This window comes from Streptomyces clavuligerus (assembly GCF_005519465.1).
GTDB classification, from domain to species: domain Bacteria; phylum Actinomycetota; class Actinomycetes; order Streptomycetales; family Streptomycetaceae; genus Streptomyces; species Streptomyces clavuligerus.
The window spans coordinates 338821-359978 of sequence record NZ_CP027859.1; the positions used below are offsets into that span (position 1 = coordinate 338821).

The following is a 21158-nucleotide window of genomic DNA, read 5'->3' on the forward strand; positions in this document are numbered from 1 at the left end:
GGCCGGTTGCCAGTGGGGCCGGGTAGCGTGCCGGTTCCGCTGCCGTGCGAGTGTCCTGGAGGAGAGTCATGTCCTTTCCCGTGCTGCCCCGGTCCGCTGCCGGTGAGGTGCTGATGGTCTGCGCGTGCTACGAGCACGGCGCGCCTTCATGGGGTGAACTGTTGGACGGGATCGGGGGCCGCCGGGACGGTGATGTCCTGGTGGCACCGGACGGTGGTGTGCGGCTGCGGCTGCGGCTGGTCGAGGGCGAGGGCTGGGACTTTCTCCACGGCGGCCATGTACCGGCGCTCGCTCCCGGGGGCGGCTTCACCGCTCCCGTGGTCGTCGTGGCGGACACCCCCGTGGTGTACGGCGCGAGCGGGCCGCTGCTGGTGGACCTCGCGCAGATACCGGGGCGCGGCGTGCGGGTGCCGGCGGAGCGGCTCGGTGGGGGTCCTGGCCGCCGTGCTGGAGGGCACGCTCTCGTTCGGGGACCTCGTGAGCGGTGTGGACACACACGGCACCTATCAGGGAGGCAGAGGCCGTCCCGCGTTCACCCCGTCCGTCCCGGTGCGTGGGGTGTTCCCGGCGCTGCCCGCCGCCGACGCCGCACTGCTGGTGCGCACGGAGTTCGGCGACGAGGCAGGCTGGCGCGCCCTGCTGGTCTCGCTGGGCGGGGTGGACGAGGACAGTTGGATCGGCGCCGACGGGGCTGCGGACGAACCCCCCGGGGGCGGCTATCCGTTGCGGGCTCTGGTCGTCGACGACCCCGTCTTCGACGGGCTCGCCCCGGGCCAGGTACCCGCGCTGGTCCCGCCCGGGAAGCACACCCCCCTCGTCACGCTCGCCGACGTGCGGACCTTCACCGAGCCCGGCCGCCCGCTGACCGCCGTCGACCTCTACGACGCACCCGGCCACATCGCCGTCCTGCCCGCCCGCATGGCCGGCTCGATGGCATGCAACCTGGAGATCAGCAACATGGACTTCCACTCCTACGTCCTCGAAGACGGCACCGAGCCCTGGTGGGACAACTGACCGACCACCTGCCGCGCCGCCGCCCGTGCGGGCGGGCGGTCACGGTCCAGACGACCGTACGGCTGCAAACGGTCCCGGTCTCCCGCGGGAGTCGGAGGTGAACCTCCGGGCCCGGCCCGCGGCAGTGTCCAGAACCAGGCCGTCATGCGGCGGGCCCGAGCGGACCCGCTCTCCCATGCCACTCGGCCGTCGCGTCCTTCGACCGCTCTTCGCCGCGGAACCCGGTGATCGTCAGCAGGAGTCGCCGAAGAGCACCGGGCGTTGTCGTTGTAGGTGTTCACCAGGTTGCAGTGCTGTCTGTATGAGTAAACGACTGCGGGGCCGTAGATCTTCATGTGGTGGCCGCTGTCTGGCGTCACCAGCGGGCGACAAGCGTCTCCTCTTTGTCCCGGTTGCGAAATAGCCAGGTGGTCCCCGGCGCGATGACCCCGGTCAGATAGCCGACGATGGGGTCCCGCTGCGTTGCGCTGTCCAGCTTGCCGAGCAGCTTCAGGGCGTCAGGCAGAGGGAAGAAGGCGGCCTGTTCGATGTCGTCGTCCTCCGGCGCAACGTCTCCCGACCACTCATCGATCTCGAAGGCAACGGCCAACGCCGAAGGGTGCTGCTCGGAGTCGATGTGCATGAGAAATGCGGTCCGCGCCGGGTTGCCCACCAGCAGCCCTGTCTCCTCCCGGAGTTCGCGCCGGAGAGCTTCGTTCATGAGCTCGCCATCCTCGACTCCACCGCCGGGGAGGGACCAGAGAATCTCGCCGTTGACGCCGAGGCTCTCACGCACGAGCAGGACCTCGTCGCCTTGGCGGATGATGCCAATGACCAACTGCACACGGGGCGCTGGGGCCTTCGAACTCTCTGCTGTCATGCCGCAGACCGTATGTGATGGCAGGTTCGCCGGTGGCCCGGACCGCCGCGGACACAGGTGACGGCCACCGTTGGTCATCGTGAGTTGTATGGACTGACGAAGAGACATTGGCCGCAGGTCACAGCATAGATCCCGGTCGTTGGCGGGACGCGTTCGAGGTGGCCATGGGCCGTATCTCGGGCCGGTTCGCCCGGGTCGGACCCCGCCTACGGGCCGGGCGGCTGGTACTGGGGCTGCTGTCGGACCTACCGCGCAAAAACTGCTGGACGATCGCGGAGTGGGCCGGGGAGAAGACCCCGCACGGCATGCAGCACCTGCTGTGCCGGGCCGGTGACCGTCGTGGCGTTCGGGAAACGACCGGGCGGAGCGACGGCAGCGCACTGGGTCCTGTCACTGCCTCGATGAAGTGCCACGCCTTCTTCTCACTCCGGGACCCCATGGGTGCCCCCGTGGGGTCCCGGGGCGCGGAAACGGGTTTCCGCGGGGCCCGGTCAGGTGGCAGGGTGGCCCAGGACAATCCGACCGCCTGCCGCACGGGACGACTTCCTGCCTGTATCGCCGTGGTGATCCCGCGGGAGCCAGGTGAAACGTTCCCTTCGCCCTGATGCCGCACCCGCACCACTGGAGTTCCCATGACCCTGCTGCGCACCGTCGACCTCACAGCCCTCAACTCGGCGACCAAGTACCCGTCCATCCCCACCTACCACGAACTCGATCCGAGGAACGGCGGCCTGCTCGACACCGTCACACCCTTCACCGGCGACGTCCTGCTGACCGAGAAGATCGACGGCACCAACGCCCGCATCATCACCTTCGCCGGAGGCGACTACGTCATCGGCAGCCGCGAGGAACTCCTCCACGCACGCGGCGACCTGATCCACAACCCCGCACTCGGCATCGTGGAGACTCTGCGCCCCCTCGCCGACCGCATCACCCCGCCCCAGAACGGTATCCGTGTCCACTACGTGGAGGTGTACGGCGGAAAGGTCGGCAGCGCGAGCCGCCAGTACACCGGCGACCAGCGCCTGGGCCACCGCCTGTTCGACGTCGCCACCATCCCCCTCGACATCCTGGAACACCCGCTCACCGCCATCTCCACCTGGCGGGACAACGGCGGACAGCACTACCACACCGAGGACGAACTCACCCTGCTGGCCCAGACCGACACCATCGCGACCGTCCCCCGCCTCGCCACCCTCCCCGCCACCGCGCTGCCCACCGGGATCGACGAGACCCACGCATTCTTCCTCCACCACCTCACCGGAACACAGGCCGCCCTGGACGACGGCGCGGGAGGCCGCGCCGAGGGCATCGTCCTGCGCACCACCGACCGGTCAGCGACCGCCAAGGCCCGCTTCCAGGACTACAACCGCACCATCAAACGCCGCAACAAGCACTGACCCCAGCCCTCAGACACACCCCACGTATACGGCCACGTGCCCGCACACCCAACTGCCGGAGGGGTGCCCGGTACCGGGGGCAGCCGGTGCGGCGCGGTCGCCGGCGCGGCGGTGACCCGGTCCGCAGCGGGCCCCGGACCGGGCCGTCATGCGGTGGGCCCGAGTGGCCGGGCAGCTCTCCCGTACCCCTCGGCCACCGGTACCTCTACCGCTCTTCGCCGCGGCCCCCGATCGTCAGCAGGAGTCGACGAAGAGCACCGAGGCGTTGTCGTTGTAGGTGTTCACCAGGTTGTGGTGCTGTCTGTATGAGTAAACGTCTGCGGGGCCGCTGTAGTGGGAGTTGAAGTAGACGACGACTGAGCAGATGACCAGGCTGTGAGCGGAGGCTGCGTTGTTCTTCACTCTCTGTCCCTGTCCGGCGCCGGCGGTGGTGAAGGTGTATCCCGCCAGGTCGGGCACGCTGCGGACCAGGCTGATGTGAGAACCTCCGAGATTCGAGTTGTAGTAGAGGCAGAATCCTTCCCGGCAGGCGGCTGCATGGGCCGGGGTGGCCGCGAGAGGAACCGTCAGAGCGGCACCCAAGGCCGCGGCAACGAGGGAGAGAACACGCTTCTTCATCTCACTGTCCAATCTGTGGGGTCACGGGAGAAACAGAGTTGACCCATGACACAGGAGCGGTTGATCCGGATTTCCCGGCCGGTCCGCGCGATATGTGCAGTGATGAGGCACCCGATCGTTTTCTGGCGCTCTCGTCAGGATTTCCGGGATGCGGCGGCGGCCTGGGTGAGTTGTGATTGCTTCGCCTTGCGTGCAGTGTCGAAATCTTCCGGGTTCCGCGCGATCAGTTCTTTCTGGACGGCGGTCTCGGCGGCGAACCAGACACCGATGAGATCGGTCTCCTTCTTGCAGGAGACGTCGGCAGCGGCCACCTCGCGCTCCAGTGGCGTGGCGGTCTTTCCCCGGAACCGGGGGTCGCTCATCGCGGCGAGCGGGTCGGGATACTCGTACTTCTTCCTCTTCATGCAGGCCGACCAGGCGTCGAGGGCCTGGGTGACGCGGGGGTGGTTCCTGGAGCCGGTGAAGCCGCGGAAGTTGAGCTGCCGGGCCGACTCTGTGGGGCCGATCGCCCCCTTCGGACCGGCCAGCGCCCGGTCCGCCTCCCCTATACATCCGCCTTCCGGGATCTTTGCGTGTCCGTCCCGGCCCGCTTCCCCGTGCAACAGCCCTGCGAGCTGTGCGTCCGGCTGCCTGGGCCGGGTGCCCGCGGGACGGGAGCTCGGGTCGTCGCGGAGGTGATAGCCGTGCGCCCTCGCCCCGGCCGCGTCGGTCACCCCGTATCTGCGGTCCATGACATCGGGCGCACCGGTGGGCGCACCCGGCAGCGCGAACCCCTCCTTCTGTCCGAGTCTTCGCAGACAGCGGTCCACCAGGGCGGACCTGCCCCGGTCGAGCTGTTCCTGCTCGGCTGACGAGAAGAGATATTCCTGCATGGGAAGTCTCAGTTCCGCGCTCTCCAGCAGGACCGGAGCCTGTTTCTCCGAATGCTTTTCCGTACCGGCCTTGCCGGCCGAGCAGCCGACCAGGAACAGCAGCGATATCCCGGCCACGCCGACCGGCCGCAAACCTGTCGGCCAACCGGAAAAGAAGCGCTCCATAGATCGAAACACCCTTCGCTGAAGAAATGAATCAATGCCGTCAGAACGTGATTCCACGGAACGGGGATGCGGTGCGCGGAGAGACGCACCCTCTCAGCCGAGTACGCTCGATATCGAAGCATGTGCATGACCGCCCGTTCAACCTCCTCTCCGTTATCACTGGCCGATCGCATTCCGTATGAATCATGAGGCTGAGCTTCCGGTTACTCGATCAGTCAACACCGCAGGGGTGGGTGTCGGGGCTGACGGCCTCTTGCCGACCGCGAGCGACAGTTCCTGACCAGCGCTCCGTCCGGCGGCGGATACCAGCCCTGGCGGTCACCCTTCGGTCAGGATTCCGGGGCCGGGCGCAGGTGCAGGAACGCGGTTTCCCGGAAACGATCGCACGGTACCCGTGTCCGGCCGTCCCCTGGAGTGCTTCTGTGCGTGCGCAGTGTCTGTTCATGGCCGTCTCCGTGCTGCTGGCCGCCGGTACCGCCACGCCTGCCCGGGCGCTGGGACTGCTGCCGGACATCTCCCGGGCCGGGTCCGTGGACGTGTTCCAGACCGGAGGTGACGCGGTGCACTACTCCAGCACGCCACCGCCGACCATCTCGGCGCACGGGTGGTGGCTGGACAGGGACAGCGGGAGTACGAAGGCGAGGGTCACGGTGGAGCTGCAGATCCGCAGCGGTGGGAGCTGGCGCACCGTGGCCACAGGGTCCAAGACCGTCAAGCAGGGCGGCGGAAGCGCCCGGCGGGCCAACGCACGCAGAACGTGCGCCGGCACCCGTGCGACACGGTGGCGCAGCCGTGTCGACGTGGATGTCGTCGGGGTCGCCGATTCCTCCAGCAGACTGGAGACTCCCCCGACGGTGCCTTGTGACGGTAGCGGGGCTGGGGCCAGCAGCCGACATCTCCCTTGCGGTCCGGAGCCACCGGCTGTGTGCCGAAGGGGTGGGCGCTCACGTCCGACCGGATGGACAGGACATAGGTGAGTCCTCGCTCCGACAGCGCGGCCCGCAGGTGTGCGTTGGTGCCGTAGGCGGCGTCGGCCACCACCGCTGGCGGTGTCATGCCCCAGTCCGCGAGGCTGTCGAGCATGTCCAGGGCCAGCCGCCATTTCTCCTGGTGTGTGACCTCGGGCGGAACCAGGGTCCGGGTGCGGCGGTGGCTGTCCGCGGCCCACTCCCCGGGCAGGAACAGCCTCCACTGCAGCGGGCACGAGGCAGTGTCGCTGGCGGCGTGGACACTGACGGCGACCTGGCAGTTCGCGCGTTTGCCCAACGCTCCGCAGTACTGCGGAGCCACCCCGACCGACATCCGGCCGTCCTTGGGGACCGACACATCGTCGATCACCCAGGCCAGCGGGCGGATCAGCGGCAGCAGGCGTTCGTTGATCCGCCGCTGCACGGGCACCGGATCCCAGGTCGACTGGTTCACGAACTGCTGCAGGTTCTGCTCGTTTCCGTCCGGCAGTCGTTCAGCCATCGCCTGAATCGACTTGCGGCGGCCGTCCAGCATGAGTCCCCGCAGATAGCAGTCGCCCTTGGCCCGCTGGTCCTTCCGCGGCACCGAAGCCAGCACATCGGCAACAAGCAACGCCAACGTCGCCCGAACACGCCTCACTTCATGCAAGTCCACACATTCAACATGCTCTTGATCAGCACAAACAGGAAGACCTAACGGAGTCCTATGAGGGGCGGTTGTGGAGTGGCTGTTCGGCGACCACGTAGTCGAAGTGACGGTGGAAGCCGCAGCGGGCGTACAGCTCCGTGGCTCGGGTGGAGCCACTCGCGTCGACCATGAGGTGGGCGGTGCGCAGGCCGCGAGCCGCCAGGTGGTGCAGGGCGGTATGGACGAGTGCTTCGGCGATGCCGCGGCGGCGATGGCCGGGGTGGGTGCCGACCACTTCGATGAACCCGGCGGCCCCCGCACCGGCCGTCCCCGCACCGGCCGCCCCAGCATCGGCGGCCCCCAGACCAGCCGCCCTCGCAGTGACCCGGGCGAGTAGCACCCCGGCGGGTTCCGAGTGGCGTAGGGCCAGTATCTCCAGGCCCTGGTGACCGGTGGCCGCGAGGCGCTGTCGCCAGCGTTCGGCGGTCCAGGGCTGGTAGCCGCCCCAGTGTTCGGCGAAGGCGCTGTTGATGAGGTTGACCCAGGTCGAGTCGGCGAGCGCACGGCCTGTGTCGTCGGTGTACGACAGGAAGGTGAGGTCCGGGCGCACGGGCCGGGCGGCGGCGGGTGGGGTCAACGCGGTGTCCATCCGCCAGATCCGTCGTACCTCGGTGAACCCCGCGGGCACGGCCACGGCCGCTCCGCGCAGGGTGCGCAGGGTGTGGTGTCCGGAGTGGGTCGTGGCGGCGGTGTCATGGGCCCAGCGGGTCAGTGACGCCTCCAGCGGTCCGTCCGACGGGTCCTCGACGACCAGGTCGCAGAACAGTGCCTCCGTGGACGGCGGGCCGACCAGTCCGGTCGGTCCCACGGTCACGAAGCCCACGGTCCGGCCGCCGACACGGGCCACCCGCGCGTCGCCCGCGCGCTGGCCGAGTACCGCTTCGAGGCGTTCCGGGGCCGGTGTGGTGTCGTACTGGCCCCGGTGGCGGGCGGTGGTGAGCAGGGCGGTGATCCTGGGCAGGTCGTCGGTGTGTACGCGGTCCAGGGTCGCGGTGGCCGTCACCGGGCGGGCTCCGTTCCCTGCTCCGTCTTGAGTGCCGCTTCTGGCTGGGGTGCTGTCAGGACGTCTTCGGTCGTCGCGCCCGTGCCGATGGTGTCGATGGCTTCGGGGCGGCGTCGGCGCAGATGGGCGTAGTACGCGATGCCGCAGGCCAGCCAGGCGGCGACGATCCACGGGGCCAGGCTGAGCGGCCAGGCCAGGGGCGCTATGCCGAGGCCCGCGAAGTCGATGCCGAGGGCGGCGACGAACACCGGGACGAAGATGCCGATGCCCAGCAGGGGGCAGATCAGGTGGACGAACGGTCGGAACTCCGCGCGGCGCTTGCGCCAGTAGTACAGGGTGCTGCTGGCGCAGGTGCCCATGTAGACGAGGATCAGCATCAGGGTCAGGACGGTGCCGAGCAGGGCGAACGCCTTGAGGGGGGAGCCGAGCAGCAGGGGCAGGACGAGTGCGAGGGCGATGGAGACCGCGCCGAGGGTGAGGATGGCGGTGGCGGGGGTGCGGTGGACGGGGTGGACGCGGTCGAAGGGGCCGGGGACGAGCTTGGCGCGGGAGAGGGCGAAGAGGACGCGGGTGGGCGGGTTGATGGAGGCGTTGACATTGGCGGCCTGTCCGCTCCACACCGCCAGGGAGCCGAGGATGGCCGCGCCGCCCCAGACGAGGGTGGTGAGTCCGCCCCAGGGGTCTCCGCCGCCGAGCAGGGCGAATTGGGCGCCGCCGAAGCCGTCGGGGCCGAAGTACACGGTGGCGGCGTAGTAGCACAGGATGTAGAAGGCGCCCGCGACCAGGCAGGAGCCGATGACGGCCTTGGGGATGGTGCTGCGCGGCAGGTCGGCCTCCTCGGCGAGGGTGACCGAGGACTCGAAGCCGATGAAGTTGAGCACGATGAAGATCATCGCGGGGAAGACGCCGCTGCCCTCGGGCAGGAAGACGGAGGCGGCGTTGGCGGAACCGGCCTCGAAGATGAGGGTGAGGGCGATGGCGGCGAACACGACCAGCTCGAACAGTCCGAGTGCGATGCCGACCCGGCTGGACTGCTTGATGCTGCGGTAGGCGAGGGCGAGCGCGAGGAGGGTGCTGACGACCACGATGGGCGCCCAGGTCCAGGACGGGAAGCCGAAGCGGTGCTCCAGGTAGCTGCCCAGGCCGTAGCCGAAGATGAGGGCGGCGATGGTGGGCAGCAGGAGGTAGGCCAGGAGGTAGATCCAGCCGACCAGGAATCCGGCCGCGCGGCCCAGTCCGGCGACGTTGTAGGTGTAGAGCCCTCCGGCGGACGGAAGGTGGCGGGCGAGCTGGCCGATGCTGGTGGCCACCATCAGACAGGCGACGAGGCTGAGGACCACGGCGAACGGGGTGCTGCCCCTGCCGTAGGGGGCCACCAGCAGCATTCCGGCGTAGAGGCTGGCGGCCGGTGCGATGGTGGCGACGGAGACGAAGGCGACCGGGATGATTCCGACGGCGCCGGAGCGCAGACCGGGTCTGGAGGTGGTACGGGGAGGCTGGTCGGGCATGGCGTGGCCCTTCTGGGCTGGCGGTGGGTGCGGGGGAGGGGAGAGGAGGGGAGAGGGTGGGGCTAGGCGCGGTGTTCGGGGGTGAGGGTGCGTAGGGGATGGGGGGCGGGGCTGGGCAGGATGGTCTGGCGGGTGTGGCCCAGTTCCTGGACCTCCAGCCGCACCACGTCCCCGGGCTGGAGCCAGCCCCGGAAGGCGGCGGGACGCTGGACGAACGCCTCCAGGAGACACCCGGAGGGCACGGTCCCGGAACCGATCAGCTCACCGGGGAGCAGGGTGGTGCCGCGTGACATGTAGGCGATCATGTCGGCGAACGTCCAGTCCATCGCGGAGAGCCGGCCGCTGCTCGTGAGAACGCCGTTGACCTCGGCGACCATCTCCAGATCGTAGGTGTCGTAGGTGTCAGGGCTGCCATGGCTGCCATGGGAGCTTGTGGCGCGGTGGTGTTCGAGGACGTCCGGGGTGACCAGGTAGGGCCCGAGGGTGTTGGCGCCGTCCTTACCCTTCGCGGGGCCCAGGCCGAGGCCCATCTCGTGGAGCTGGAGGTCCCGGGCGCTCCAGTCGCAGAAGAGTATGTACCCGGCGATGTGCCGGTGTGCGTGCTCGGGCTTGACGTCCCGCGCCGGGAGGCCGATGACCGCGCCGACCTCCAGTTCGTAGTCGAAGCGTTCGGTGCCGGGGAAGAGCGGGATGTCGGTGTAGGGGCCGGTGACGGCGGCGGGGTTGGAGAAGTAGAACGGCGGGAACTCGGTGAAGCGCGGGTCGAGGGCCCGGGTGGGGCTGGTGTTGCGGACGTGGTCGAGGAATCCGACGCTCTCGCGGATGGACGGGGGCCGCAGCGGGGGGCCGGTGCGGGCGGGGTCGGGGGTGACGATGTCGGCCGGGTCGGTGAGGGCCTGTTCGGCGGCGGCGCTGAGGCGTTCGCCGTCGTCGCCGAGGAGGTCGAGGAGCGTGGTGGTGCCGGGCAGGAGGTGAAGTTCGTCCCCGGACAGGAGCCCGGTCCGCGGTCCGGTGCGGGGGCAGTCGTACGTCATCCAGCGCATCGGTGCGGGACCCCCTCGGGGACGTGGGTCTCGGGGCGGAACGCGGCCTCGTAGTCGCCCATCCGCATCATCAGCTCGGCGTGCGGGAGGTGCGGCAGGGTGGGGTCGAGGTGCCGGTAGACGGCGGCCACGTTCTGCACCAGGCGGCCGGGTTCGCTCCAGGCGCCGAAGCGTCCGAGGCGGAGGGCGGCCACGGTCTCCTGCTGGGAACGGCCCGCGTGGAAGCCCGCGGTGGCGGCCTCCTCGACGAGGGTGAGGTAGGCGCGGGTCTCGCGCAGGGCGTGCGGGCCGGTGACCGGGCCGTGGCCGGGGACGACGGTGTCCGCGCCGAGGGCGAGGATGCGGTCGCAGGCCGCGATCCAGCCGGACAGGGGTCCGGCCCAGGCGACGGGTGTGCCGCCGGAGAACAGCAGGTCGCCGACGTAGACCGTGCGGGCGGCGGGGACATGGACGATGACGTCCCCCTCGGTGTGGGCGGGGCCGGCGGTGAGGCAGCGCACCTCGACGCCCCCGAGGTCGAGGGTGAGTTCGCCGTCGAAGGTGCGGGTCGGCGGGGTGACGGTGATGCCGTCGAAGTCGAAGCCGCCGAAGACATGGCGCAGATGGTCGCCGTGCGGGCCGGGGGCTCGCAGGTCGGCGCGCAGCGACTCCACATCGTCCTGGACCATGTGGGCCGCCGCGCTGCCGGAGGCGATGATCTCGGCGTCGGGCACGAGCTGGTTGCCGAAGTAGTGGTCGCCGTTGGCGTGGGTGTTGACCACGGTGCGCAGTGGGCCGTCCCGCACGGCGGGGGCCATGGCCGCGAGCATCGCCCCGGTCAGGCGCAGGTCGAAGAGGGTGTCCACGAGCAGTGAGCTGCTTCCGCCCACGATCAGACCGGCGTTGCTGTAGCCCCATCCGGCGTGGTCGGCGATCCAGGCCGAGCAGGGGCCGGTGAGCCGGTGCAGTCGGCCCTGCGATCCGTACGGCATACCATCTCCCGAATTTCGGAGGCGTCGGTCCGAATCTCGGCCGACGAGTGGAAGGTAAGGGCCGTATTTCGGGGCCGTCAAGGGGGTGGGTGGCGTATTCGGTCGATGGTTTCGGTCGATGTGCCCGGCGACGCATTCCTCCGCGTCGGCCTCTTCCGTCGCCGCTTCCTGTCCCCTAGGGTCCGAGAAGCGGACTGTGGGCGCCGGAATGGGTCCGATAATCGGCGCGCGAGGGAGTGAGGGAGGGTAGGGTCGGCGCATGCTGGACACCATCGACCAGGAACTCGTGCGCTGCCTCGAGCAGGACGCCCGGATGACCAATGTCGCCCTCGCCCGCCGTCTGGGCGTCTCGGAGAAGACCGTACGGACCCGGATCGCCCGGCTGCTCGGCAGCAAGGCGGTACGCCTCGAAGTCGTGGTCGCCGAGGGCGCCGGGGAGCGGCCCAGCCGGATGCTGTACCTGGTGCACGCCGAGCCGGGACACCGGTTCGAGGTGGCGCGGTCGCTGGCCCGCAGGAGCGAGGTGGACAGCGTCCACCTGTCCACCGGCGCCTACGACCTGACCGTGCTGGCGGCCTTCCCCGACGACGCGAGCGCGCTGGAGTTCTTCGTCCGGGAGGTCGAGGGCCACCCGCAGGTGCGGGCCGCGCAGTCCTGCCACCTCATCTCCGAGGTGGCCGCCGACGGTTCGCCCCCGCAGACGGAGGGGGACCCGGACGTCGACACCGAGCAGATCACCGCCTTCCTGCTGCGCCGCCCCGCGCCCGGCGGCGCCGAGGAACTCCTCGACGAGGCATGCCGGCTGGCGACCGAGGCACTCTCCGCCGACCGCGCGCTCGCCTCGATCCTCGACCCCGAGGGCGAGGAACTGCGCAGCACACGCGCCCGGGGGCTGTCGGCGTCGTACGTGGACGCGACGATCAGCCGGGCCAAGGAGCAGCGCGGACTGCCGGTCGTGCAGAAGGTGATCGAGACCCGGCAGCACGTCCTCGTGCCCGACGCCCGCACCGACCGGCTGATGGCCTGGGCGCACGACCTGGTGCGGGACGAGGGGTATGTCACCTTCCTGACCCTGCCGATGCTCTCCGGGGAGCGGGTGGTGGGCGTCCTCTCCCTCTATCTCGACCGCCCGACGGCCCTCAGTGACAGCTATGTCGCCACCGCCCAGGCCCTCGCCGACCATCTGGGCATGGCGTGGGGACGCCTGGAGCGGACGGCACCACCGGTGTCCGGGGACTGACAGCGGGGCGTACACCAGGGCCCGGCCGGTCGGGCCGGGCTCATCACACCGAGCGGAAGGCAGCACACCCATGCGCAGCGTCCTGTACGGAGCCACGGTCTTCGACGGCACCGGGGCCGCCCCGTTCGCCGCCGACATCGTGGTCGACGGCGCCACCGGGCTGATCACGGCCCTCGCGTCCGCCGGTACGGGGGACGGCGACCTCGCCTTCGACCTCGCCGGCATCACCGTGCTGCCCGGCCTCATCGACACCCATGTGCACAGCGTGCTCTCCGGCGCCGACACGCTGGCCCGGCTGGACGAGCCGTTCTCGTACCAGTTCTACGCGGCCGGATGGAACCTGGAACGCACTCTGGACCGGGGCATCACCACCGTGCGGGACGCGGGCGGCGCCGACCTCGGGGTGCGGCAGGCCGTCGCCGACGGGCTGATATCCGGCCCCGATCTGCGGATCGCGGTGACCATGCTGAGCCAGACCGGCGGGCACGCGGACGGCTGGCTGGTCACCGGCGGCTGTCTCCCGCTGTTCGCCGCCCACCCCGGCCGCCCGGAGCCGGTCGTGGACGGACCGGAGGACATGCGGCGCCGGGTACGGGAGTTGGTGCGCGCGGGCGCGGACGTCATCAAGGTGTGTGCCAGCGGCGGTGTCCTGTCGCCCCGCGACGACCCCAGGCATCCGCAGTTCAGCGCCGAGGAACTGACCATGTGCGTGACGGAGGCGGCGGCGGCCGGACTGTCCGTCATGGCCCACGCCCAGGGCGCGGCGGGCATCAAGAACGCGCTGCGCGCCGGGGTGCGCTCCATCGAGCACGGGGTGTTCCTGGACAACGAATGCATCGAACTGCTGCTGGAGAAGCGGGCGTGGCTGGTGCCGACGCTGCTGGTCGCCACCTCCCTCGTGGAGGCCATCGACGCGGGCGCCCGCCTGCCCGCCGCGGTCGCCGAGAAGGCCCGCGCGGTGCGGGACGTGCACCTCCGCTCGGTCGAACGGGCCGTCGCCGCGGGCGTCCGGATCGCCATGGGCACCGACAGCGGTGTGGTGGCCCACGGCGACAATCTCCGCGAACTGACCCTCATGCGCGGTGTGGGCCTCACCCCGCAGCAGACCCTGTACGCGGCCACCGCGTCCGCGGCCGACCTGCTCGGCCTCGCCGCCGACCGCGGCGAGATCAGCGAGGGCCGACGCGCCGACCTGACCCTGATCACCGGAGACCCGTACGATTTCGACGGCTACGCGGAGCGGATCACCGGGGTGATGAAGGCGGGGAAGTGGGTACGGGGCGGTGTGCCGGTGGGTGGTGCCGTGGACGGGCTGCCGTAGCCGAGTGCGTTTCCGGCGCGGCGCCTTCCCCGGCTGCCCGCTGCATCAGCGGCGTGTCAGTCGGCCCCCGTAGCACCGGGAGCCGGTCAGGTACCGCTGTCCAGCCGCGACGGCTCCGGCAGGGTGAGGAGTGCAGCGCGACCGATCCCGACGGGCGGTCCATACCCACGCGGATGGGCAACGGCGAACTCGCCTGGAACCACTTCACGGGCAAACACAACGTCAAGAAGTGCGACCTCGTGAACATCCCGCTCTCCGGCACAGTCGACAGCGTCGACGGGCACAACATCCAGTACTGGGGATGGGCGACGAACCGCGCGTACGGGCGAGCGAAGATCGTCGTCAAGGCCCGCCACGCCCGCAGGACCGCCGACCGGCGCTACGATGCCGGCCCCGGTGAGGTGATCGGCGCCATCACCGCCTACTGCAAAGGCATACGGAAGTGTCCCGACCGGGTGAACGAATGAACACGAGCGACGAGGACGACGAGGTCACAGAACTCCAGACCGAGATCACCCGTCTCCTCCTGGAGTTCGTCCACGCCCCGCTGCTGGAGGACCAGTACGTCCGCAGCGTCCTGCCCGCCCCCGCCGGCGCCCCGGCGGTGCGAGGTGTGCTCGGCGGCCGGGGCGAACACGTGCCCGCCCGGCTCACCACCTACGAGATCCCCCTCGGCCAGGGCGAGGATCTGCTCACCCCGCACGACGTCGTCGCCCTGCTGCGCGCCGTCCACACCGGCACCCACATCTACCCCGCGGACCGGGTCACCACCGTCATGGGGATGGACCTCTACCTCGCCGACCCGGCCCATCTCCAGCCCGCCCCGTTCACCACCGACGACTAGACCACCACCCTCCTCACCTGCCTCACCCACCCCTCCGAGGAACAAGGACCGCTCCGCCTGCGCGGCTTCCTCCACCGCGAGAACGGCCTCCTGCGCCTCTACCTGAGCAGCGACGACACCGCCGGGGTCACCGCCGCCGACATCCGACCCGGCGGCGCGCTCACCGCCCTCCTCGCGGCGCTGCCCGACCTGATCACCGAAGACGAGCGCGCCACCGCCACCCCGGACGACCCGCACTGCGAACGCCTGGTGGACCTCACCGACTGGTAGCGCCCTCGGGCGTTCAACCCCCGCAGGCCCCGGATTGTGTTCGCCGTGGTGGCCGTCGGTGTATCCGGCGGACCGGGCCGGGGTGCTGCGCGGCCGGAAGGCGCCGGGCCCGGGCAGTGGGTGGGCAAGGCGGTGCCCGTACCGCGGGTGCCAGGTGGGTTGTTCAGGCCGTGCGTCTGGTGATGTAGTCGGTCCAGGTGTCGGCGGCCTGGGCGATGGAGGCGGCCGTGGGCACCCGCTCGGTGGCGAGGTCGTGCCAGCGCCGGGCTTCGGCCCGGGCGAACACGGCCAGGGCTTTCGGATTGGCCATGCTCCAGCCCGGCACGCGGGCCGCCCATCGCCACGCCTGCTCGGGAGTATGACCGCCCGTGGAGATCAGGCGCATGCCCCACAGTGCCGCGTCGATCCACGACGGGCCGGCCGCGACCCACGACCAGTCGACAAACCGTGCACGACCGTCGTCCACGAGGACGTTGGTCGACGCGGGGTCGGTGTGCAGGAGCCAGGTCCCGTGGAGCAGTTCCTTCTCCTCCGGGGTGCAGTAGTAGCCCCACCGGTCCCAGGCGGACGGCATCCGTACATCCGGCGGGGCGGACAGCGCCGCGAGCTCGGCCAGGGCGGCGGCGACCGGCGCCAGGTCGGGCGAGGCGGGTGTGTAGTCGGCGTCCCGGCCCGAAAGGCCCTCGAAGGCGAGCAGGTGCCAGCCGTCGCCGTCCAGCCGCCACAGGATGCGCGGCGCGCTCGCGGGCAGATGGGGGTTCACCGCCTGCTCCAGGTCGAGTTCGTCCACCGGCGACCAGTCAGGGCCCCACCAGTCCCCATCCTCGCCCACGGGGACCGCCTCGGGGGCAGGTCCGCGCTCGCGCTGCCCCTTCACGAAGACCCTGTCTCCCGAGGACAGGGTGAGCAGCGCGGTCACCCCGGCCGCTGCCGAGTGCTCGGTGTCCGTCGCGGTGAACGGCACACCGAGCCGCGCCCCGACAGCCGCCAACACGGCGTGCGGGAGCTGTGCCCAGCGGATGCGCCCTGCCGTCACTGCGCGGGAGCCGCCGGCGGGGTGGGCGGATTCGGCGGGAAAGGAGGGTTTTTGTCCGGAGTTACGGGGCCCCGGGGACGTCCGCGCGGTGTCGGTGTCACAGGTCCCCTGGGCGGCTTCTTGGCCTCCACGCTCGTCATACCAGCAGCATAGGCAGCAGGGCCCGCAGCCACGTCGGTTTGTCCCGGCACGACCGACAACGGTCAGGAAGTGACCGGTTCTTCACGGAACCCGCCCGGGTTACGGGCAGTCGTCCGACGGGCGCCTGGTCGTCTAGGGTCTCGATGCGGCTTCGAGCCGTCCGTAGGTGTCGTGGAGGTAGTGCTCGTTCTCCTCGTACGCGCCTGAGGCCCGCCTCGCGGTGCGGCGGGCCCGGACGGGGCCGCCGCACCGCGCTCTCACAGCGCGCGATGCATGATGTGCAGCCCCACATACCCGTGCACGGGGTGGTGGAACCCCTCTGGCAAGGTGCCCAGCACATCGAAGCCGAGCGACCGGTACAGGCTCACCGCCCGTACGTTCGTCTCCACGACCGCGTTGAACTGTATGGCCCGGAAGCCGGCTCCCCGGGCCCATTCGATGGTGTACTCGCCGAGCGCACGGCCCGCTCCCCGCCCCTCGTGGGCCGAGGCGGCCATGAAGCTGGCACTGGCAATGTGTCCGGCATTGCCCATGTGGTTCCGGTTCATCTTGGCCATGCCCAACACCGTGCCGGTGTCATCCACGGCGACCACCGTCCGGGCCGGCTCGGATAACAGCCACCAGTCACGTCCTTCCTCTTTTCCCAGGTCCACGGGATAGGTGAAGGTCTCTCCCGCGGCCACGATCTGGTGGAAGAAGGGCCAAACGGCAGGCCAGTCCGAGCTGTCGGCTTCCCTGATCAACATGCGGGCCAGCATGGCAGATGTACCAGACGTGGCCGGGCAGTGGAGCATGGCTGCCAACCCTCTGACAACGATCGCCAAGGCGATGTTGCCCGCCACAGGCTCTGTGGCAAGCAGACGCCGGCCGGCTCTGCGATCAACGAGCCGGCCGCGCTCACGGGTAGAACGCCGAAGCCCCCGGGGAGGGAAAAAGCGTTCCCTCCCCGCGGGCTTCGGTGCTCAGGCCTGCGGCCAGAACTGAAGTACGTAGACCTCGATGCCGTCGGCCACGTCGTCCGCGTCGTCCGCCTGCGCCACCTCGGCCCGACCGGCGCAGTACGCACGGACCCTCCAGGTGCCCGGAGCGAGCAACGTCAGCTCGTGGTGACGTCCGTCGGACCAGATCGCTGCCACACCCGACGCCGAGACGAAGACCGCCTCCGCCACTTCGTCCCAGACCGTCCGACGGTCAGGCTCGGGCTCGGCACCCCAGTGCTCCACCGTGACCACGGCATAGTGGGTATGCCCCGCGCTGCAGAAATCGAGCCGCCGCTCGAACTGGGCCAGAAAGCCACCGGCCGGGGAGTCATCCGGGAACGGCACCGGCACCAGCGCCTCATCCGACTCCTGGACACACCACCCGTGAGACACCACACGGACCTTGAACTCATCCGCTCGCACCGGCTCCATGCGCCGCCCCTCCAGGCCAGACATCCTCATGCCAGCAGACAGACCCCTGCAACGGCTCCCCCACGATCCCACCATTCCACGCCAACCTCCACACAAGCCAAAGAGCGCCCACCAGGCGGCAGCAACGGTTCAGTCATATCCGCAGCACGGACCCCGCCCCCAACAGCCGTGCGCGAGACCGCTGTGCCCAACGCGGAGTTCCAGACCGCACAAGCAGCACCCACCGCCCGCGAAAACCAGGCCGCGATCGTGGAGAATGGGCGCATGCGGAAGCTGTGGGTCCCCGTGGCCGTGAACCTGCTCCTGGGGATTCCGGCGGTCATCCCGCTGTTCCTGGCCTGGTACATCCTCACCAACGGCCCGCTCGCAGCCCTGGGCTGGACCATGCAGAACCCCAACGAGAACGACGGCATGCTGCTCTGGCTGGTCATCGCGGCCCCGGTATTCTGCCTCTTCGGCCTCGCCTGGGCACTGGCCAACGCCTCGCTGCGACGCCGGACCCCGGTCCGGCCCTCCCGCTACTGGCCGGTGTGCGCCGTCGCCTCCCTCGCCCCCTTCTTCGTAATCTTCGGTCTGTTCTGACAACGGTCAAAGAGAGACAGGAAGTATCAATTGAGGCTGATCCTTCGGAGTGGACACTCTGACAGTGGATCTTGATAGTCGAGGGAGGGGTGTCCAGGTGGGACGCAGGTCTCGGTATCACCGCGGAGTCGCTGCGGACGTGGGCCCGCAAGGACGGGGCACAGGCCGCGCCTGCTCGCCGCGACGGCAGCGTCAGCGCGGCGGAGGAGCTTGCCTGCCCGCGCCCGGCTGCCCAAGGCCAGGCAGGAGTGGCGCCTGGAGCACGAGATCCTGCGCCGGACAGCCCCGTATTTCGCCGCAGAGGTGAAGTGGGCTCCCGCCGCTGGGCCTTCACCTCCAACAACCGCGCCGACTTGGCGTCAAGCGGATGTGCCGGGTGCTCGGGGTGTCCCGTGCGCCCCGGCCTGCCGGCCACCCGCAAGGCACTGATCACCCGAGAGCTGGAGCGGGCCGAAGCCGTTTGTCGGCATACACGTGAAGGCCCGTACGCCGACACCGTTCTCACCAAGGTTCGCGAGGGGACGCCGTGACCGCACCGCACAACCGCTCTCTCACCGAAGACGGGCCTTGGCCCAAGGCCCGTCCAGCGGATCTCCCCCTCGTCCGCACTGGAATCCCCCGGGTATCCGACTCACCGGAGACGCACGGCGCGGGCCGGACCGGCGCCGCATGCGTGTAGGTGGAGCCAGTAGCGGTGATTGCGGCGAGGAGAGCGGCTGCCGTACGCGGGCGCGGCATGGCCAAGTGGGAACCCTTTCGGAGGCTGGGTCTGTTCAGCGCTGGTCATGCGGCGGCCCGGCGGTGTACGTCCGGCGTGGGGTCCGTAGATCCGTTGTGCTCACTGTGCCGTGCACGGGCTGTCACCTGGCGGATCGATGGGCGCGGTTCGCTGTGGCGTGCACGGAGCCGAGCAGGCTGAGTGCCTCGGCGCTGGGGCTGCGGTGTTCGGCATGGTAGATGATTAACTGCTGGCCGGGGGCGTCCCGTACGTCGAATGCGTGGTGGGTGAGGGTCAGACCGCCGACGTCCGGGTGGTGGAAGTGCTTGTTCTCCCGGGTCTTGCCGCGCACGGTGTGGGTGTTCCACAGCCGGGGGAATTCCGTGCTGTGCGTGCTGAGTTCGCCTACGAGATCCCGTAGGCGCGGACTGCGCGGGTCGATGCCGTATGCCTGGCGCAGGTGCCCCACCACCGTCTCGGCTGTCCGGTCCCATCGGGGGTGGAACGGCCGACCTGCTGGGTCGAGGAAGACCATGCGGGCCAGGTTGTCCATCGTTTCAAAAGGGGAGTACAGGGTCTCGGCCGGGGCGTTGGCGGCGAGGATGTCCAGGACCGGGTTGATGACGAACGCCGGAGTGCCGGGGTAGCCGTCCAGCAGGACGCGCAGGGCGGGGGCGACCTGGTCGGTGGCGGTGAGGGGTCGCTGGGACGGTGCGGTTGCGGACAGTTGGTGAAGGTGCGCCTGGGCGTCGGTATCCAGCAGCAGCGCTCGGCTGAGCGCATCCACCACCTGCGCGGACGGGTGGCGTTCGCGGCCCTGCTCCAGTCGGGTGTAGTAGTCCGCGTTCACCCCTGCCAGGACGGCGACCTCTTCGCGGCGCAGCCCGGTGACCCTGCGCACGCCGTGGCTCGGCATCCCGACGTCGTGCGGCTGCACGGCCGCACGGCGCGCCCGGAGGAACTCGCCCAGTTGGTTGTCGGTCATGTGCCCAGGCTAGGCCGCGGGCCCGGTGTGCTGCCTGGGTGCGGTACACCCAGGCAGCGCACGGCCTGGGCCATCTGGAACACCTGGCCCAGACTCGGTGCCCTACCAAGGGATAAGGGGCAGTCATGCCGGACCAGAGAATCAAGGCCGTTGCGATCACCGGTGCCAGCAGTGGGATCGGCGAGGCGACCGCCCGTCGGCTCGCCGCCGACGGCCACCGCCTGTTCCTGGGAGCACGGCGCACCGACCGGCTGGACCGACTCGTCGGGGAGATCACCTCCGGGGGCGGCACGGCGGCGGTCCAGCGCCTGGACGTGACCGAGGCCGCCGACGTGCGGGACTTCGTGGCAGCGGTCGAGGAGCGATACGGTCGCGTGGACGTGATGGTCAACAACGCCGGGGTGATGCCGCTGTCGCCGTTGGCGGCGCTCAGGACGGAGGAGTGGGACCGCATGATCGACGTGAACATGCGGGGTGTCCTGCACGGTATCTCCGCCGCCTTGCCTGTGATGCGCGCCCAGGGTGGCGGGCATATCGTGAATATCGCCTCCGTCGGCGCCCACGAGGTCTCTCCCACCGCTGCCGTGTACTGCGCCACGAAGTTCGCGGTCCGTGCGATCTCGGAGGGCCTGCGTCAGGAGTCCGCCGGTGACGTCCGGGTCACGCTGGTCTCGCCGGGCGTCACGGAGTCGGAACTCGCTGACGGCATCGCGGACCCGGCCGCCCGGGCGGCCATGCGGACCTATCGCGCCGTGGCTCTGCCGGCGTCCGCGATCGCGGACGCCGTCGCCTACGCGATCTCCCAGCCGGCGCACGTCGACGTGAACGAGATCGTCGTACGACCTGCGGCGAGCGCCCAGTGACGGAAGGAACCGGAATGCTGCCCACCCCCGCTCTGGACGCCCTGACGCGCAGAGTGCGGGACCTGGAGGACCGGGACGCCCTGCACGCCCTCATGATCCGCGGCTGGCGGGCGCTGGACCGCAAGGACTGGCGGGCCTGGTCCGCCTGCTGGGCCGAAGATGCCGTGCTGGAGTTCGGGCCCTGGCAGCGAATCCAGGGAAGGGCGGCCATCCGCGCGAAGGTGGAGGAGGCCGAGTCGCCTTACACGAGTATCCAGCACCATATCCTCAACATGCAGGTGGACGTGGCGGGCGACCGAGCGACCGGCATCGGGTACATGTGGTTCGTCGCCGTCACTGCTCCGGGGAGGGCATCTGCCCCCTATTCCATGGGCGGTCCCTACGACTGGGAGTTCCGCCGTGACGGGGATGGATGGCTCTTGGCCCGGCAGCGGCTCGGGATCTTGTGGACCGACGGCGAGGACACCCTGCGAGCCTTCGAAGCGGAGTGACCGGAACTACGTTGTCGACTGCTCGGTGGCGTCCGGCGGGAGCTGAACAGGGCCGGGCCCGCGGACGGACGTGCCTGCGGGTACCCGCTCCCGGGCATCGCGGACCCCGGCCGGAATCCGTCCCGCGCACGTCACCGGGCCGACGA

Annotated in this window: 21 protein-coding genes and 3 pseudogenes; 11 read left to right on the top strand and 13 right to left on the bottom strand. The window is 70.1% G+C overall.

Annotated features, from left to right (window positions below; translation table 11 throughout):
• Positions 1-113 precede the first annotated feature (113 nt).
• A pseudogene (locus CRV15_RS37990) lies at positions 114-365 on the top strand (DUF6924 domain-containing protein); the annotation flags it as partial.
• A gap of 121 nt (positions 366-486) precedes the next feature.
• The gene (locus tag CRV15_RS37060; RefSeq protein WP_230864328.1) at positions 487-1014 is read left to right on the top strand and encodes a DUF6924 domain-containing protein; all 528 of its coding nucleotides are present in this window, start codon (positions 487-489) and stop codon (positions 1012-1014) included.
• A gap of 355 nt (positions 1015-1369) precedes the next feature.
• Here the strand turns inward: CRV15_RS37060 and CRV15_RS29790 are convergent, their stop codons facing one another.
• Positions 1370-1873: an NUDIX hydrolase gene (locus CRV15_RS29790; RefSeq protein ID WP_029183233.1), complete on the bottom strand. Its 504-nt coding sequence runs from the start codon at positions 1871-1873 to the stop codon at positions 1370-1372.
• Between the two features lie 164 nt (positions 1874-2037).
• Between CRV15_RS29790 and CRV15_RS29795 the strand changes: the two are divergent.
• Both CRV15_RS29795 and CRV15_RS29800 read left to right on the top strand, forming a co-directional pair.
• A pseudogene (locus CRV15_RS29795) lies at positions 2038-2226 on the top strand (IS701 family transposase); the annotation flags it as partial.
• A gap of 279 nt (positions 2227-2505) precedes the next feature.
• A complete protein-coding gene (locus CRV15_RS29800; RefSeq protein ID WP_003954630.1) occupies positions 2506-3273 on the top strand; it encodes an RNA ligase family protein in 768 nt (255 codons plus the stop codon).
• Between the two features lie 234 nt (positions 3274-3507).
• On the opposite strand, the gene CRV15_RS29805 is transcribed toward CRV15_RS29800, so the two are convergent.
• The 8 genes and pseudogenes from CRV15_RS29805 to CRV15_RS29835 all read right to left on the bottom strand — a co-directional run bounded on the left by CRV15_RS29805 (position 3508) and on the right by CRV15_RS29835 (position 11109).
• Positions 3508-3891, bottom strand: coding sequence for a peptidase inhibitor family I36 protein (locus CRV15_RS29805; protein ID WP_003963039.1), 384 nt, complete (start codon positions 3889-3891; stop codon positions 3508-3510).
• A gap of 134 nt (positions 3892-4025) precedes the next feature.
• Positions 4026-4985 (bottom strand): hypothetical protein, encoded by a 960-nt coding sequence (locus CRV15_RS29810; RefSeq protein WP_003954632.1) that lies wholly within the window; start codon positions 4983-4985, stop codon positions 4026-4028.
• 508 nt (positions 4986-5493) lie between these two features.
• The gene (locus tag CRV15_RS37515; protein WP_009999063.1) at positions 5494-5625 is read right to left on the bottom strand and encodes a hypothetical protein; all 132 of its coding nucleotides are present in this window, start codon (positions 5623-5625) and stop codon (positions 5494-5496) included.
• A 122-nt stretch (positions 5626-5747) separates the two neighbouring features.
• Positions 5748-6551, bottom strand: a pseudogene (locus tag CRV15_RS29815) (IS701 family transposase); the annotation flags it as partial.
• 49 nt (positions 6552-6600) lie between these two features.
• Positions 6601-7587 (bottom strand): GNAT family N-acetyltransferase, encoded by a 987-nt coding sequence (locus CRV15_RS29820; protein WP_003963042.1) that lies wholly within the window; start codon positions 7585-7587, stop codon positions 6601-6603.
• A complete protein-coding gene (locus CRV15_RS29825) occupies positions 7584-9095 on the bottom strand; it encodes an APC family permease (protein ID WP_003954635.1) in 1512 nt (503 codons plus the stop codon). Before CRV15_RS29825 ends, CRV15_RS29820 begins: the two co-directional genes overlap by 4 nt.
• A 62-nt stretch (positions 9096-9157) precedes the next feature.
• The gene (locus CRV15_RS29830; RefSeq protein ID WP_003954636.1) at positions 9158-10138 is read right to left on the bottom strand and encodes a fumarylacetoacetate hydrolase family protein; all 981 of its coding nucleotides are present in this window, start codon (positions 10136-10138) and stop codon (positions 9158-9160) included.
• The gene (locus CRV15_RS29835) at positions 10126-11109 is read right to left on the bottom strand and encodes an MBL fold metallo-hydrolase (RefSeq protein ID WP_003963044.1); all 984 of its coding nucleotides are present in this window, start codon (positions 11107-11109) and stop codon (positions 10126-10128) included. The genes CRV15_RS29830 and CRV15_RS29835 overlap by 13 nt, the downstream gene beginning before the upstream one ends.
• A 259-nt stretch (positions 11110-11368) precedes the next feature.
• Here CRV15_RS29835 and CRV15_RS29840 point away from each other — a divergent pair, with 259 nt between their 5' ends.
• The 4 genes from CRV15_RS29840 to CRV15_RS29855 all read left to right on the top strand — a co-directional run bounded on the left by CRV15_RS29840 (position 11369) and on the right by CRV15_RS29855 (position 14514).
• Complete coding sequence (locus CRV15_RS29840; protein ID WP_003963045.1) at positions 11369-12349, top strand: GAF domain-containing protein; 981 nt, start codon at positions 11369-11371, stop codon at positions 12347-12349.
• Between the two features lie 70 nt (positions 12350-12419).
• Positions 12420-13670, top strand: coding sequence for a metal-dependent hydrolase family protein (locus tag CRV15_RS29845; RefSeq protein ID WP_003954638.1), 1251 nt, complete (start codon positions 12420-12422; stop codon positions 13668-13670).
• Between the two features lie 173 nt (positions 13671-13843).
• The gene (locus tag CRV15_RS29850; RefSeq protein WP_009999065.1) at positions 13844-14137 is read left to right on the top strand and encodes a hypothetical protein; all 294 of its coding nucleotides are present in this window, start codon (positions 13844-13846) and stop codon (positions 14135-14137) included.
• Positions 14134-14514 carry a hypothetical protein gene (locus tag CRV15_RS29855; RefSeq protein WP_003963047.1) on the top strand — a complete coding sequence of 127 codons (381 nt, stop codon included), beginning with the start codon at positions 14134-14136 and terminating at the stop codon, positions 14512-14514. The genes CRV15_RS29850 and CRV15_RS29855 overlap by 4 nt, the downstream gene beginning before the upstream one ends.
• A 433-nt stretch (positions 14515-14947) precedes the next feature.
• Here CRV15_RS29855 and CRV15_RS29860 read toward each other — a convergent pair whose 3' ends face one another.
• The 3 genes from CRV15_RS29860 to CRV15_RS29870 all read right to left on the bottom strand — a co-directional run bounded on the left by CRV15_RS29860 (position 14948) and on the right by CRV15_RS29870 (position 17373).
• Positions 14948-15775 carry a hypothetical protein gene (locus CRV15_RS29860; RefSeq protein WP_003954641.1) on the bottom strand — a complete coding sequence of 276 codons (828 nt, stop codon included), beginning with the start codon at positions 15773-15775 and terminating at the stop codon, positions 14948-14950.
• A gap of 443 nt (positions 15776-16218) precedes the next feature.
• Complete coding sequence (locus tag CRV15_RS29865; protein ID WP_029183234.1) at positions 16219-16707, bottom strand: GNAT family N-acetyltransferase; 489 nt, start codon at positions 16705-16707, stop codon at positions 16219-16221.
• Between the two features lie 216 nt (positions 16708-16923).
• Positions 16924-17373, bottom strand: coding sequence for a hypothetical protein (locus CRV15_RS29870; protein ID WP_230864327.1), 450 nt, complete (start codon positions 17371-17373; stop codon positions 16924-16926).
• 168 nt (positions 17374-17541) lie between these two features.
• Here CRV15_RS29870 and CRV15_RS29875 point away from each other — a divergent pair, with 168 nt between their 5' ends.
• Positions 17542-17955 carry a hypothetical protein gene (locus tag CRV15_RS29875; RefSeq protein WP_003963050.1) on the top strand — a complete coding sequence of 138 codons (414 nt, stop codon included), beginning with the start codon at positions 17542-17544 and terminating at the stop codon, positions 17953-17955.
• Positions 17956-18815: 860 nt separating this feature from the next.
• Here the strand turns inward: CRV15_RS29875 and CRV15_RS29880 are convergent.
• The gene (locus tag CRV15_RS29880) at positions 18816-19658 is read right to left on the bottom strand and encodes a helix-turn-helix transcriptional regulator (RefSeq protein WP_003954647.1); all 843 of its coding nucleotides are present in this window, start codon (positions 19656-19658) and stop codon (positions 18816-18818) included.
• Positions 19659-19783: 125 nt separating this feature from the next.
• Here CRV15_RS29880 and CRV15_RS29885 point away from each other — a divergent pair, with 125 nt between their 5' ends.
• Positions 19784-20521 carry an SDR family oxidoreductase gene (locus CRV15_RS29885; protein ID WP_003954648.1) on the top strand — a complete coding sequence of 246 codons (738 nt, stop codon included), beginning with the start codon at positions 19784-19786 and terminating at the stop codon, positions 20519-20521.
• 14 nt (positions 20522-20535) lie between these two features.
• Complete coding sequence (locus CRV15_RS29890; RefSeq protein ID WP_003954649.1) at positions 20536-21012, top strand: nuclear transport factor 2 family protein; 477 nt, start codon at positions 20536-20538, stop codon at positions 21010-21012.
• Positions 21013-21158: the final 146 nt, after the last annotated feature.